At 64.1% G+C, this 12,276-nt stretch carries 12 protein-coding genes; all 12 read right to left on the reverse strand.

What is annotated here, in order from left to right:
- Positions 1-137 precede the first annotated feature (137 nt).
- Positions 138-686 carry an adenine phosphoribosyltransferase gene (locus tag ACIPZB_RS18925; protein ID WP_009683910.1) on the reverse strand — a complete coding sequence of 183 codons (549 nt, stop codon included), beginning with the start codon at positions 684-686 and terminating at the stop codon, positions 138-140.
- Between the two features lie 56 nt (positions 687-742).
- The gene (gene fnrA, locus ACIPZB_RS18930; RefSeq protein ID WP_008093497.1) at positions 743-1,477 is read right to left on the reverse strand and encodes a Crp/Fnr family transcriptional regulator FnrA; all 735 of its coding nucleotides are present in this window, start codon (positions 1,475-1,477) and stop codon (positions 743-745) included.
- Between the two features lie 187 nt (positions 1,478-1,664).
- A complete protein-coding gene (gene hemN / locus ACIPZB_RS18935; RefSeq protein ID WP_400642072.1) occupies positions 1,665-3,047 on the reverse strand; it encodes an oxygen-independent coproporphyrinogen III oxidase in 1,383 nt (460 codons plus the stop codon).
- Between the two features lie 243 nt (positions 3,048-3,290).
- Positions 3,291-3,974 (reverse strand): sulfite exporter TauE/SafE family protein, encoded by a 684-nt coding sequence (locus ACIPZB_RS18940; RefSeq protein WP_400642073.1) that lies wholly within the window; start codon positions 3,972-3,974, stop codon positions 3,291-3,293.
- Entirely contained in the window at positions 3,967-4,179 is a 213-nt protein-coding gene (gene ccoS / locus ACIPZB_RS18945; RefSeq protein WP_008093492.1) for a cbb3-type cytochrome oxidase assembly protein CcoS, read from the reverse strand. The genes ACIPZB_RS18940 and ccoS overlap by 8 nt, the downstream gene beginning before the upstream one ends.
- Positions 4,158-6,632, reverse strand: coding sequence for a heavy metal translocating P-type ATPase (locus tag ACIPZB_RS18950; RefSeq protein WP_400642074.1), 2,475 nt, complete (start codon positions 6,630-6,632; stop codon positions 4,158-4,160). Before ACIPZB_RS18950 ends, ccoS begins: the two co-directional genes overlap by 22 nt.
- Positions 6,633-6,780: 148 nt before the next feature.
- Positions 6,781-7,308, reverse strand: a complete 528-nt coding sequence (locus ACIPZB_RS18955; protein WP_400642075.1) for a FixH family protein — start codon at positions 7,306-7,308, stop codon at positions 6,781-6,783.
- A 15-nt stretch (positions 7,309-7,323) separates the two neighbouring features.
- Complete coding sequence (gene ccoG, locus ACIPZB_RS18960; protein WP_400642076.1) at positions 7,324-8,739, reverse strand: cytochrome c oxidase accessory protein CcoG; 1,416 nt, start codon at positions 8,737-8,739, stop codon at positions 7,324-7,326.
- A gap of 302 nt (positions 8,740-9,041) precedes the next feature.
- Positions 9,042-10,019 carry a cytochrome-c oxidase, cbb3-type subunit III gene (gene ccoP, locus ACIPZB_RS18965; protein WP_400642077.1) on the reverse strand — a complete coding sequence of 326 codons (978 nt, stop codon included), beginning with the start codon at positions 10,017-10,019 and terminating at the stop codon, positions 9,042-9,044.
- Positions 10,016-10,213 (reverse strand): cbb3-type cytochrome oxidase subunit 3, encoded by a 198-nt coding sequence (locus tag ACIPZB_RS18970; protein ID WP_400642078.1) that lies wholly within the window; start codon positions 10,211-10,213, stop codon positions 10,016-10,018. Before ACIPZB_RS18970 ends, ccoP begins: the two co-directional genes overlap by 4 nt.
- A gap of 5 nt (positions 10,214-10,218) precedes the next feature.
- The gene (ccoO, locus tag ACIPZB_RS18975; RefSeq protein WP_008093485.1) at positions 10,219-10,827 is read right to left on the reverse strand and encodes a cytochrome-c oxidase, cbb3-type subunit II; all 609 of its coding nucleotides are present in this window, start codon (positions 10,825-10,827) and stop codon (positions 10,219-10,221) included.
- Positions 10,827-12,269, reverse strand: coding sequence for a cytochrome-c oxidase, cbb3-type subunit I (gene ccoN / locus ACIPZB_RS18980; protein WP_400642079.1), 1,443 nt, complete (start codon positions 12,267-12,269; stop codon positions 10,827-10,829). Before ccoN ends, ccoO begins: the two co-directional genes overlap by 1 nt.
- Between the last annotated feature and the right edge of the window lie 7 nt (positions 12,270-12,276).

Consider the following 12,276-nt stretch of genomic DNA (forward strand, 5'->3'; position numbering starts at 1 on the left):
CTCCACAGCTATAACAACTACCTGTCGCCAATAGCTATGGAGCAACAGGCAGCGTGATCACCGTAATCGGTGTCCGGCAAAACTTGACCAGAACACCTTGTGTCGCGAAAGGGGCGCAAAGCGCCCCCCGCCATCACTCAATATTCGCTCAGCGAGAACTCGGTCAGACAGAAGGTCGGCACCCCTGCCGCCTGCAGCCGGCGCGACCCATCCAGCTCGGGCAGATCAATGATCGCCGCCGCCTCGAACACCTGAGCCCCAGTGCGACGCACCAGGTTCGCCGCAGCCAGCAACGTACCGCCAGTGGCAATCAGGTCATCGAAGATCAGCACCGAATCCCCTTCGCACAGGCTGTCGGCATGCACTTCCAGGAAGGCCTCGCCGTACTCGGTCTGATACCCCTCCGACAACACGTCGGCCGGCAGCTTGCCCTGCTTGCGGAACAGGATCAGCGGCTTGTTCAACTGGTGGGCGATGATCGAGCCGATCAGGAAGCCCCGCGCGTCCATGGCGCCGATGTGGCTGAATTCAGCCTCAACGTAACGCTCGATGAACTGGTCGGCTACATAGCGCAGCCCGCGTGGCGACTGGAATAGCGGGGTAATGTCGCGGAAGATCACGCCCGGTTTGGGAAAGTCCACTACCGGGCGGATCAGGGCTTTGAGGTCGAAAGCGTCGCTGTGCATCATTGCGGGTATCCTGGGGAAAACGATTGCGCCAGTATACCTTCTTAGCGCAGCTTTCAGACCTCGATCGCACCACCGGCCAGCGCACACAGCTGGATCGGGTCGAGGATGTGCACTTCCTTGCCTTCGGCGCGAATCAGGCCATTTTGCTGGAAACGGGTGAACACCCGCGACACGGTTTCCACCGCCAGGCCCAGGTAGTTGCCGATTTCGTTGCGCGACATGCTCAGGCGGAACTGGTTGGCCGAGTAGCCACGGGCACGAAAACGCGCGGACAGGTTGACCAGGAACGTGGCGATGCGCTCGTCGGCGGTCTTTTTCGACAGCAGCAGCATCATCTGCTGGTCGTCACGAATTTCACGGCTCATCACCCGCATCAGCTGGCGGCGCAGCTGCGGCAATTGCACCGAGAGCTCATCGAGGCGCTCGAACGGGATCTCGCACACCGACGTGGTTTCCTGGGCCTGGGCCGAGACCGGGTAGGCTTCGGTATCCATGCCGGACAGGCCGACCAGTTCGCTGGGCAGGTGGAAGCCGGTGATCTGTTCTTCACCGCTGTCGCTCAGGCTGAAGGTCTTGAGGGCGCCGGAGCGCACGGCGTAGACCGAGCCGAAATTGTCACCCTGGCGGAACAGGAATTCGCCTTTCTTCAGCGGGCGTCCGCGTTTGACGATGTCATCCAGTGCGTCCATGTCTTCCAGGTTGAGTGAAAGAGGCAGGCACAGAGGCGCCAGGCTGCAATCCTTGCAATGGGCCTGGTTATGTTGGCGCAGTTTGACTGGCTCGGACATTTTGAATCGATCCTTCTCGGAAAGCACACATAAGTCGTAAGGGTAACCTACGGCATAGGGTGTAGGCCAGCGTGCGCTTTTGTGGTGCGCCCTGGCCGAACCCCAGCTGCATGACGCCGGGGGTTCATTCACGCCCATAGTGTGCCTGAGAAGGCCGCTTGTCCATGCGGTCAAACGACTCGTACAGCTAGATCACTCGCGAGAAACGCTGGCGGTTGTGCATCGCCAGGTAGGCATCGAACAGCATGCACACCGAGCGGGCAAGCAGGCGCCCGGCCGGCAGGATGCGGATGCCTTTGTCGTCGAGGCTGATCAGGCCGTCGCGCTGCAGGGTCTGCAGTTCCGGCCAGAGTTCGTTGAAGTAACCGCGAAAATCGAGGGTGAAGGCCTCCTCGATCGATTCGAAGTCCAGCTCGAAATGGCAGATCAACTGCTGGATCACCGCCCGCCGTATCCGGTCATCTTGGTTGCACAGCAGCCCGCGCTGGGTCGCCAGCTGGGCGTTGGAGAGGCTGTCCTGGTAGGTGTTCAGGTCGCTGCTGTTCTGGCAGTAGAGGTCGCCGATCTGGCTGATCGCCGACACCCCAAGGCCGATCAGGTCGCAATGACCGTGCGTGGTGTAGCCCTGGAAGTTGCGCTGCAGTGTGCCTTCCTCCTGGGCGACGGCCAGTTCGTCGTCGGGCAGGGCGAAGTGGTCCATGCCGATGTAGCGGTAGCCGGCAGCGGTGAGTTGCTCGATGGTATTGCGCAGCATCTCGAGCTTCGCCCCAGGTCCTGGCAGGTCGTTGCTGTCGATGCGCCGTTGGGGCATGAAGCGTTCGGGCAGGTGGGCGTAGTTGAACACCGACAGACGGTCGGGCTGCAGGCGGATCACTTCTTCCACCGTACGCGCGAAACCTTCCGGGGTCTGCTTGGGCAGGCCATAGATCAGGTCGAGGTTGACCGAGCGGAATTGCAGGGTGCGCGCCGCTTCGATCAGGGTGCGGGTTTGTTCCAGGCTCTGCAGACGGTTGACCGCGCGTTGCACCGCCGGGTCCAGGTCCTGCACACCGAGGCTGACGCGGTTGAAGCCCAGTTCGCGAAGCAGGCCCATGGTCGACCAGTCGGCTTCGCGCGGGTCGATCTCGATGCCGTAGTCGCCGGAGTCATCGTCCAGAAGGTTGAAGTGCTGGCGCAGGGTGGCCATCAGTTGGCGCAGTTCGACATGGCTGAGGAAGGTGGGGGTGCCCCCACCGAAATGCAGCTGCTCGACCCGTTGTTTCGGGTCCAGGTGGCAGGCGATCAGCTGGATTTCCTGCTCCAGGCGCTGCAGGTAAGGCGCGGCGCGGCCACGGTCCTTGGTGATGACTTTGTTGCAGGCGCAGTAGTAGCAGATGTTGGCGCAGAACGGCACGTGCACGTACAAGGACAGCGGGCGTACGGCCCGACGGCTTTCGCGCAGGGCGTGGAGCAGGTCGAACGATCCCACTTCGCTGTGCAGTTGCACGGCGGTGGGGTAGGAGGTGTAGCGTGGGCCGGCCAGATCGTAGCGGCGGATCAGGTCGGCATCCCAGCGTAGATCTTCGAGCATGTGGGCGGTCCCCGGAATGAGCAGCAGTGTCCGGAGTCTATGGCCGTCTGGAAGGGGCTGTTTTGATTTGTATCAAAAGGCATCGGGGCCGCTGTGCGGGCCTGGAAGCCGTTTTTTGATCTGTATCAAAAGGCATTGGGGCCGCTGTGCGGCCCATCGCCGGCAAGCCGGCTCCCACAGGGAGGGGCATGCGGCATTTGTGGGAGCTGGCTTGCCAGCGATTGGGCTGCGTAGCAGCCCCCCTCAATGCCCCATCAACCAATGTTGATGAGGGCCAGGCATCGTCCAAAGGCCAAACAGAATCACCAGCAACCCACCCGCCATCCGCACACTGCGCCGACGCAGCACAATGTTCACCCGCTCCGCCGCCAGCCCCGTGGCCAACAGTACCGGCCAGGTACCCAGCCCGAACGCCAGCATCAACGCCGCGCTATACCCCGCATTGCCCTGGCTGGCCGCCCACAGCAAGGTGCTGTACACCAGCCCGCACGGCAACCAGCCCCACAACGCCCCCAGCAGCAGGGCCCGCGGCAGGCTGGAAACCGGCAACAGGCGCGAAGCCACCGGCTGGATATGCCGCCACAAGCCCCTGCCCAGCACCTCGATGCGGGTCAAGCCGCTCCACCAGCCCGCCAGGTACAGGCCCATGGCGATCAGCAAAAGCGCGGCCACTACCCGTAACGCCAGGGCGGCCGGGCTGCTGGCCACGGCCCAGCCGGCCAGGCCCAGCAGCAGGCCTGCGCAGGCATAACTGAGGATGCGTCCAAGGTTGTAGGCCAGCAACAGTTGCGCGCGCCTGGCGCGTTGTTCGGGTGGGATGGCCAGGGTCAGCGCGCCCATCAGGCCGCCACACATGCCCAGGCAATGGCCGCCGCCGAGCAGGCCAAGGATCAGTGCCGAGCCCAGCAGGGCAAGCAGGTCAGGCACGGGGTGGTGTGTCCTTGTCTTCGGGGGTGGCTGGGTCGTCTTTCACGGCAGCCTGGTGGCGTGGGTCCTGGTCATCGAACAGGATGCTGTGGGCGGGGCTGTCGAGGTCGTCGTACTGGCCGCTGTCTACCGCCCAAAAGAAGATGTAGACGGCAACCCCGACGAGCAGCAGGGCGGCCGGGATCATGACATAGAGGGCGGGCATGCTGATTTCCTTCCGGTTTGTGCAACGCCGCTCGCCGGCAAGCCCGCGCCGGCAGGCAGGCGGGTCAGGCGCAAGGCGTTGAGCACCACGATCAGCGAACTGACCGACATGCCGATGGCCGCCCACACCGGAGTGATCCAGCCGAGCGCGGCGAACGGCAACATCAGGCCATTATACAGCGTTGCCCACAGCAGGTTTTCGACGATGTTGCGGCGGGTGCGGCGGGCCAGCTCGAACGCCTGCACCAGTGCCTGCAGGCGGTTGCTGAGCAGCACCGCGTCGGCACTGGTCTTGGCAAGGTCCGTGGCGCTGCCCATGGCGATGCTGATGTCGGCGGCGGCCAGTACCGGTACGTCGTTGACCCCGTCACCCAGCATCAGCACCTTGCGGCCAGCCGCTTGCAGCGCCTTGAGCCGGTCCAGTTTGTCGTCCGGGCGCAGGCCGCCGATGGCCTGGTCGATGCCCAGTTGCGCGGCTACCTCGGCGACCATCGGCGAGCTGTCGCCCGACAGCAGCAGCGTGCGCCAGCCACGTGCCTTGCAGGCAGCGAGCAGGGCAGGGGCGTCCTCGCGCAGGCGGTCGTCAAGGCCGAACCAGGCCAGCGGCCCCTGGCGATCACCGAGCAGCAGCCATTGCCCGCGCGGTTCCGGCACGCTGGGGATTTCGGCGCCGCTTAGGGCGCAAACGAACGTGGCCTGGCCGATGCGCAGGCGCTGGCCTTCGACCTGGCCCTCCAGGCCCAGGCCAGGCACGCTTTGCACGTCTTCGGCGGCGCTGGCGGTGCGACCGAAGGCGCGAGCGATGGGGTGTTCGGAGCGGTTTTCGAGGGCGGCAGCCAGGGCCAGGCAGCGGTCGGCGGGCAGGGTGCCGAGCGGGCGAATGCTGCGCAGGGCCAGGCGGCCTTCGGTGAGGGTGCCGGTCTTGTCGAAGATGACCGTGTCGATCTGGTTCAGGCCTTCCAGCACATGGCCGCGGGTAATCAGCAGGCCGAGCTTGTGCAAGGTGCCGGTGGCGGCGGTCAGGGCGGTGGGGGTGGCCAGCGACAAGGCGCACGGGCAGGTCGCCACCAGCATGGCCAGGACGATCCAGAACGCCCGCGACGGGTCCAGGTACCACCACCACAGGCCGATGGCCAGCGCCGCCACCAGGCTGAACAGCAGGAACCACTGCGAGGCGCGGTCGGCGATTTCCGCCAGGCGCGGTTTTTCGCTCTGCGCGCGCTCCAGCAGGCGAACGATGGCCGACAGGCGTGAGTCGTGGCCCAAGGCTTCGACTTGCACATTTAGAGTGCTTTCCACGTTCAGCGTGCCGCCGGTGACCCGCTCGCCCGTCTGGCGAGGCTGCGGTAGGTACTCGCCGGTCAGCAGCGACTCGTCGACGCTGGAACGGCCCTCGACGATACGCCCGTCGGCTGGGATCACCGCCCCAGGCAGCACCTGCACGGTGTCGCCGCGTTGCAGTTCGCCGAGCAGGATGCGCGCGGTCTGGCCGAACGCATCCAGGCGCAGGCACGAGGCCGGCAGCAGGTTGACCAGCTGCGCGGTGGCCGCCGCCGTGCGTTCGCGGGCGCGGCGCTCCAGGTAGCGGCCGGTGAGCAGGAACAGGGCGAACATGCCCACGGTGTCGAAGTACAGCTCGCCGCTGCCGGTGACGGCGGTCCAGATCCCGGCGCCGAAGGCCAGGGCGATGGCCAGCGAGACCGACACGTCCATGGTCAGGTGACGGGTGCGCAGGTCGCGGGCGGCACCCTTGAAAAATGGCGCGCAGCTGTAGAACACGATCGGAATGGTGAGAAACAGTGCGACCCAACGCAGGATGGTGTGCATCTCGGGCGACAGGTCGATGTTGAATTCCGGCCAGGTGGCCATGGTTGCCATCATCGCCTGGAACCACAGCAGCCCGGCCACACCCAGGCGGCGCAGGGCGCTGCGGTTTTCCCGGGCCAACTGCTCGGCAGCCTGGTCGGGCTGGTAGGGGTGGGCGGCGTAGCCGATCTGGCGCAGCTCGGCCAGCAGCCTGGACAGCGGCAGTTGCTGGTCGTCCCAGTTGAGCAGCAGGCGGTGGTTGGACAGGTTCAGGCGGGCCTCGGCGACGCCGGGGATGTTGCGCAAGTGTTTTTCGATCAGCCAGCCGCAGGCGGCGCAGCTGATGCCCTCGACCATCAGTGTGGCCTCGGCGCGTTCGTCGGCATGGCGGACGAAGGTCTGCTGCACGTCGCTGCGATCATACAGGGCCAGTTCGTCCTGCAGTTGCCTGGGCAGGGCCTCGGGGTTGGCGCTGCTGTCGCTGCGGTGCTGGTAGTAGTGCTCCAGGCCGCCGGCGACGATCGATTCGGCCACTGCCTGGCAGCCCGGGCAGCAGAATTGCCGTGGCTCGCCGAGGACCACGGCGGTGAAGCGGCTACCGGCAGGGACGGGCAGGGCGCAGTGGTAGCAGGGGGTGGGTTGGGTCATGTTGGAACAGTCTTATGTCGAGGGATTGCCGGGGCTGCTTTGCAGCCCTTTCGCGACACAAGGCCGCTCCTACAGGAATACGCGATCACCTGTAGGAGCGGCCTTGTGTCGCGAAAGGGGCGCAAAGCGCCCCCCAAGGTGTGTGGTTTCATTGTTGATGCTCGGCACCCTGCAGCGCCTCATCGCCCAATGCCAGGGTCACCCCATGCTCCACCTTCTCCTCCTCGAACAACCGCCACACATGTTCATCCTGACTGCCCAGCAGCTCGACGAAACGCCGCCCCTCGACCTTGTCATCCAACTGTCCCACATACCGTCCCGCCTCGGCCCGGCTGAGCAGCACCTTGCGATCCTTGTCCGGCTGGGTCGGCGAGATCAGGTTCAGTTCCAGGCTCTGTGGGTCGCTTGCGCCGGTCAGGCGCACGTCCACTTCGCCGGTCAGCTCGTCGAGGTGCACGGTGGCCTTGAGGTTGAGGGTCTGTGCCAGCAGCTCGCGATCCAGCGAGCGGTTGATGCCCTTGCCGGCCTCGTAATAGTTGTCGTTGACCAGGTTATCCGGGTTGTTCACGGCGATGCTGACCATGGTCAGGCTCAGGCACACCGAGGTGGTGAGGATGCCGATGATGATCCAGGGCCAGAGGTGCTTGTACCAGGGGCTGGCGGCGGTGGCAGGCATTGTCAGTGTTCTCTCTCAGCGGATCTGTGGGCCGATGAAACGGCTCTTGGCATTGACCTCGGAGGCGCTGTCATCGGCGCTCTTGAGGATGAAGGTGATTTCGTTGGTGGTCGAGGGCAGTTTTTCCGGGGCGACCGACAATTGCACCGGCAGGCTGACGATATCGCCGGCGGCCACGTGGATTTCCCGCTGGCCTTCGAGGCGCAGGTCGGGCAGGCCGGTGGCGTCGAGCACGTAGACGTGGTCGCGCTGGTCCTTGTTCATGACCTTGAGGCTGTACACGTTCTCGATTCGCCCCTGGGCGTTCTCGCGGTACAGCACGCGGTCCTTGCTGACGTCGAAGCCCACCAGCGAACGGGTGGCGAAGGCGGTGGCCAGGGCGCCGATCATCACCAGCAGTACCACCGCGTAGCCGATCAGGCGTGGGCGTGCCATGTGGGTTTTCTGCCCCGACAGGTTGTGCTCGGTGGTGTAGCTGATCAGGCCTTTGGGGTAGTTCATCTTTTCCATGATGCTGTCGCAGGCGTCGATGCAGGCGGCGCAGCCGATGCATTCGATCTGCAGGCCATCGCGGATGTCGATGCCGGTCGGGCACACCTGAACGCACATGGTGCAGTCGATGCAGTCGCCCAGGCCCTTGGCCTTGTAGTCCAGGTCTTTCTTGCGTGGGCCACGGGTTTCGCCGCGGCGCGGGTCGTAGGAGACGATCAGGGTGTCCTTGTCGAACATCACGCTCTGGAAGCGCGCATAGGGGCACATGTACACGCACACCTGTTCACGCAGCCAGCCGGCATTGCCATAGGTGGCGAGGGTGAAGAAGCCGACCCAGAAATACGCCCAGCCATCGGCCTGGCCGGTGAAGAATTCGATGACCAGTTCACGAATCGGCGAGAAGTAGCCGACGAAGGTCATGCCGGTAACGAAGCCGATCAGCAGCCAAAGGCTGTGCTTGGCGAACTTGCGCAGGAACTTGTTGCCGCTCATGGGGGCTCGGTCGAGCTTCATGCGCTGGTTGCGGTCACCCTCGGTGACCTTTTCGCACCACATGAAGATCCACGTCCACACGCTCTGCGGGCAGGTGTAGCCGCACCAGACGCGGCCGGCGAAGACGGTGATGAAGAACAGGCCGAAGGCGGCGACGATGAGGATGCCTGAAAGCAGGATGAAATCCTGTGGCCAGATGGTGGCGCCGAAGATGTAGAACTTGCGTTCGGGCAGGTTCCACCACACGGCCTGGTGGCCACCCCAGTTCAGCCAGACGGTGCCGAAGTACAGCAGGAACAACAGCGCCCCGCCGGCTATGCGCAGCCTGCGGAACACGCCAGTGAAGGCGCGGGTGTAGATTTTCTCGCGAGAGGCGTAGAGGTCGACGGAGTCCTTCCCTTTGCTGGCAGGCGGGGTGACGTCATGTACCGGAATTTGCTTGCTCATCATCAAGTCCCACGGCAGTGGAGAAACGCCGCGGCCAGTGCGTGCCGGCCGCAGTCTCGCGCCGTCTGCTGGCGCGCTGCGATCCATGATACGCCGGTGATGGCACACTGGGGTCGCATTGCGACCTTTTGTCGCATTGGGTTCACGATAGGAATCGTGATATGGCGGGTGTCAATTGATGCAGGTCATGAAGCGGGTGGATTCACTGCCCCTATCGCCGGCCTGCCGGCTCCCACACATGCCTCCCAGTGTTGTGGAGACCTTGTGGGAGCCGGCTTGCCGGCGATAGGGCCAGGCCTGCCTTACTCAGCCTTGGCCGGCTCAGCCTGGTTCGACAGGCTGTACACATAAGCCGCCAGCAAATGCACCTTGTCATTGCCCTGCAGCTGTTCCTGCGCCGGCATCTGCCCCTGGCGACCATAGCGAATGGTCTGCTGCAGCTGGGCAAAGCTCGAACCGTAGATGAACGCCTGCGGGTGGTTGAGGTTCGGCGCGCCCATGGCCGGGGTGCCATTACCTTCCGGCCCGTGGCAAGCCACGCAGTTGGCCGCGAAGATCTTCTGCCCGTTCTCGACGTCGGCCTTGGCGCCTTCCGGCAGGCTGCGGCCATCGAGCTTGCTGACCACGAAGGCCGCCACATCCGCCACGCCTTGCTCGCCGATCACTTCCGACCAGGCCGGCATCACCCCATGACGACCGCCCATGATGGTGGTCTTGATGGTTTCCGGCTCGCCGCCCCAGCGCCAATCCTTGTCGGTCAGGTTGGGGAAGCCGTAGGCACCCCTGGCGTCGGAACCGTGGCACACCGAGCAGTTGGAGGCAAACAACCGCGCGCCCATCTTCAGTGCTTGCGGGTCCTTGGCCACCTCTTCGATGGGCATGGCCGCGAACTTGGCGAAGATCGGCCCGAAGCGCGCATCGGCCTTGGCCATTTCCTTTTCCCACTCGTGCACGCCGGTCCAGCCGGGCTGGCCATTGCTGAACTCGGTCTGCTTTTCGGTATCCAGGTACGAGTAGCCCGGCAGCATGCCTTTCCAGTTGCCCAGGCCCGGGTATAGCACCAGGTAGCCGAGGGCGAAGATGATGGTGCCGACGAACAGCCAGAACCACCATTTGGGCAGCGGGTTGTCGTATTCCTCGATGCCATCGAAGGCATGCCCGACGGTTTCGTCGGTGACCTCTTCGCGCTGGCCCTTGCGGGTCGACAGCAGCAGCCAGGTCAACGAGAAGATGGTGCCCAGGGTCAGGACGGTGACGTACAGACTCCAGAAGGTTGTCATTGTTGTTTGCTCCCAGCAACTTTTGCTTGCGCTTGCTCGACGTGCTTTTTGGCCTCGGGATCATCCGCGAAGGGCAGTTGCGTGGCTTCGTCGAACTCCCGCTTGCGCCGTGGGTTGAACACCCACAGCGCAAGGCCCACGAAGGCCACCATCACCACCACGGTGCCCAGGCCGCGAATCATCCCGATATCCATCAGCGTCACCGTTTGCTTTTGATGATGGTGCCAAGACCTTGCAGGTACGCAACGATGGCGTCCATTTCGGTCTTGCCCTTGACCGCGTCGTGGGCGCCGGCGATGTCGGCGTCGGTGTATGGCACACCGAGTGTGCGCAGCACCTCCATCTTCTTCGCGGTGTCCTTGCCGTCGAGCTTGTGCTCGACCAGCCACGGGTAGGACGGCATCTTCGACTCCGGCACCACGTTGCGCGGGTTGTACAGGTGCGCGCGGTGCCAGTCGTCGGAGTAGCGACCGCCGACCCGGGCCAGGTCCGGACCGGTACGCTTGGAGCCCCACAGGAACGGGTGGTCCCAGACGCTTTCGCCGGCTACCGAGTAGTGGCCGTAGCGCTCGGTTTCGGCGCGGAACGGGCGGATCATCTGCGAGTGACAACCGACGCAGCCTTCACGGATGTAGATGTCACGGCCTTCAAGCTCCAGCGCGGTGCGCGGCTTCATGCCTTCGACGGGTTTGTTGGTCACGTCCTGGAAGAACAGCGGGACGATCTGGGTCAGACCCCCGATGCTCACGGCGATGACCATGAAGAAGGCCAGCAGGCCTATGTTCTTCTCGACGGCTTCATGCTTCATCAGTGCGCTCCCACGACGACGATCTTGGCGGCTTCTTCAGCCTGCGCCGGGTTGGCGGCGCGTACAGTGCGGAACACGTTGTAGGCCATCAGCAGCATGCCGGAGGCGAAGAACGCACCGCCCAGGGCCCGGACGATAAAGCCTGGGTGGCTGGCCTGCAGGGCTTCGACGAAGGAGTAGGTCAGCGTGCCGTCATCGTTGATGGCGCGCCACATCAGGCCCTGGGTGATGCCGTTGACCCACATCGAGGCGATGTACAGCACGGTGCCGATGGTGGCCAGCCAGAAGTGCGCGTTGATCAGGCCGACGCTGTGCATCTGCTCGCGGCCGTAGAGTTTCGGGATCATGTGGTAGACCGCGCCGATGGAGATCATCGCTACCCAGCCGAGGGCGCCGGCGTGGACGTGGCCGATGGTCCAGTCGGTGTAGTGCGACAGCGAGTTCACGGTCTTGATGGCCATCATCGGGCCTTCGAAGGTGGACATGCCGTAGAACGCCAGGGACACCACCAGGAACCGCAGGATCGGGTCGGTGCGCAGTTTGTGCCAGGCACCGGACAGGGTCATCATGCCGTTGATCATGCCGCCCCAGCTCGGTGCCAGGAGGATGATCGACATCACCATGCCCAGCGACTGTGCCCAGTCAGGCAGGGCGGTGTAGTGCAGGTGGTGGGGACCGGCCCAGATGTACAGGGTGATCAGCGCCCAGAAGTGCACGATCGACAGGCGATACGAGTAGATCGGCCGCTCGGCCTGCTTGGGCACGAAGTAGTACATCATCCCCAGGAAGCCGGTGGTCAGGAAGAAGCCCACGGCGTTGTGGCCGTACCACCACTGGATCATCGCGTCGGTGGCGCCGGAGTAGGCCGAGTACGACTTGAACAGGCTCACCGGCAGCGAGATGTGGTTGACGATGTGCAGCATCGCAGTAACCACGATGAAGGCGCCGTAGAACCAGTTGCCGACGTAGATGTGCTTGGTCTTGCGCTTGACGATGGTGCCGAAGAACACCAGGGCGTAGGTCACCCAGACAACGGCCAGCAGGATCGCGATCGGCCATTCCAGCTCGGCGTATTCCTTGGAGGTGGTGTAGCCCAGCGGCAGGGTGATCCCAGCGCCGACGATCACCGCCTGCCAGCCCCAGAAGGTGAAGGCGGCCATGCTGTCGGAGATCAGCCGGGTCTGGCAGGTTCGCTGCACCACGTAGTAGCTGGTGCCGAACAACGCACAGCCGCCGAAGGCGAAGATAACCAGGTTGGTGTGCAGCGGGCGCAGGCGGCCGAAGCTGGTCCAGGGCAGGTCCAGGTTCAGTTGTGGCCACACCAGCTGCGAGGCGATGAAGACGCCGAGGCCCATGCCAAGGATCCCCCAGACCACCGTCATGATGGCGAACTGGCGGACGACCTTGTAGTTATAAGCAGTCGGACTGATTGCTGTGCTCATTGCTAAG

The sequence above is a fragment of the Pseudomonas sp. NPDC089396 genome, from assembly GCF_044749545.1.
In the GTDB taxonomy this organism is placed as follows: Bacteria; Pseudomonadota; Gammaproteobacteria; order Pseudomonadales; family Pseudomonadaceae; genus Aquipseudomonas.

Excerpts from the sequence above, each read along its gene's own strand:
- ACIPZB_RS18925 (WP_009683910.1), bottom strand. The coding sequence starts at position 686 with ATGCACAGCGACGCTTTCGACCTCAAAGCCCTGATCCGCCCGGTAGTG.
- fnrA (WP_008093497.1), bottom strand. The coding sequence starts at position 1,477 with ATGTCCGAGCCAGTCAAACTGCGCCAACATAACCAGGCCCATTGCAAG.
- hemN (WP_400642072.1), bottom strand. The coding sequence starts at position 3,047 with ATGCTCGAAGATCTACGCTGGGATGCCGACCTGATCCGCCGCTACGAT.
- ccoS (WP_008093492.1), bottom strand. The coding sequence starts at position 4,179 with ATGCCCGCCCTCTATGTCATGATCCCGGCCGCCCTGCTGCTCGTCGGG.
- ACIPZB_RS18950 (WP_400642074.1), bottom strand. The coding sequence starts at position 6,632 with ATGACCCAACCCACCCCCTGCTACCACTGCGCCCTGCCCGTCCCTGCC.
- ACIPZB_RS18955 (WP_400642075.1), bottom strand. The coding sequence starts at position 7,308 with ATGCCTGCCACCGCCGCCAGCCCCTGGTACAAGCACCTCTGGCCCTGG.
- ccoG (WP_400642076.1), bottom strand. The coding sequence starts at position 8,739 with ATGAGCAAGCAAATTCCGGTACATGACGTCACCCCGCCTGCCAGCAAA.
- ccoP (WP_400642077.1), bottom strand. The coding sequence starts at position 10,019 with ATGACAACCTTCTGGAGTCTGTACGTCACCGTCCTGACCCTGGGCACC.
- ACIPZB_RS18970 (WP_400642078.1), bottom strand. The coding sequence starts at position 10,213 with ATGGATATCGGGATGATTCGCGGCCTGGGCACCGTGGTGGTGATGGTG.
- ccoO (WP_008093485.1), bottom strand. The coding sequence starts at position 10,827 with ATGAAGCATGAAGCCGTCGAGAAGAACATAGGCCTGCTGGCCTTCTTC.
- ccoN (WP_400642079.1), bottom strand. The coding sequence starts at position 12,269 with ATGAGCACAGCAATCAGTCCGACTGCTTATAACTACAAGGTCGTCCGC.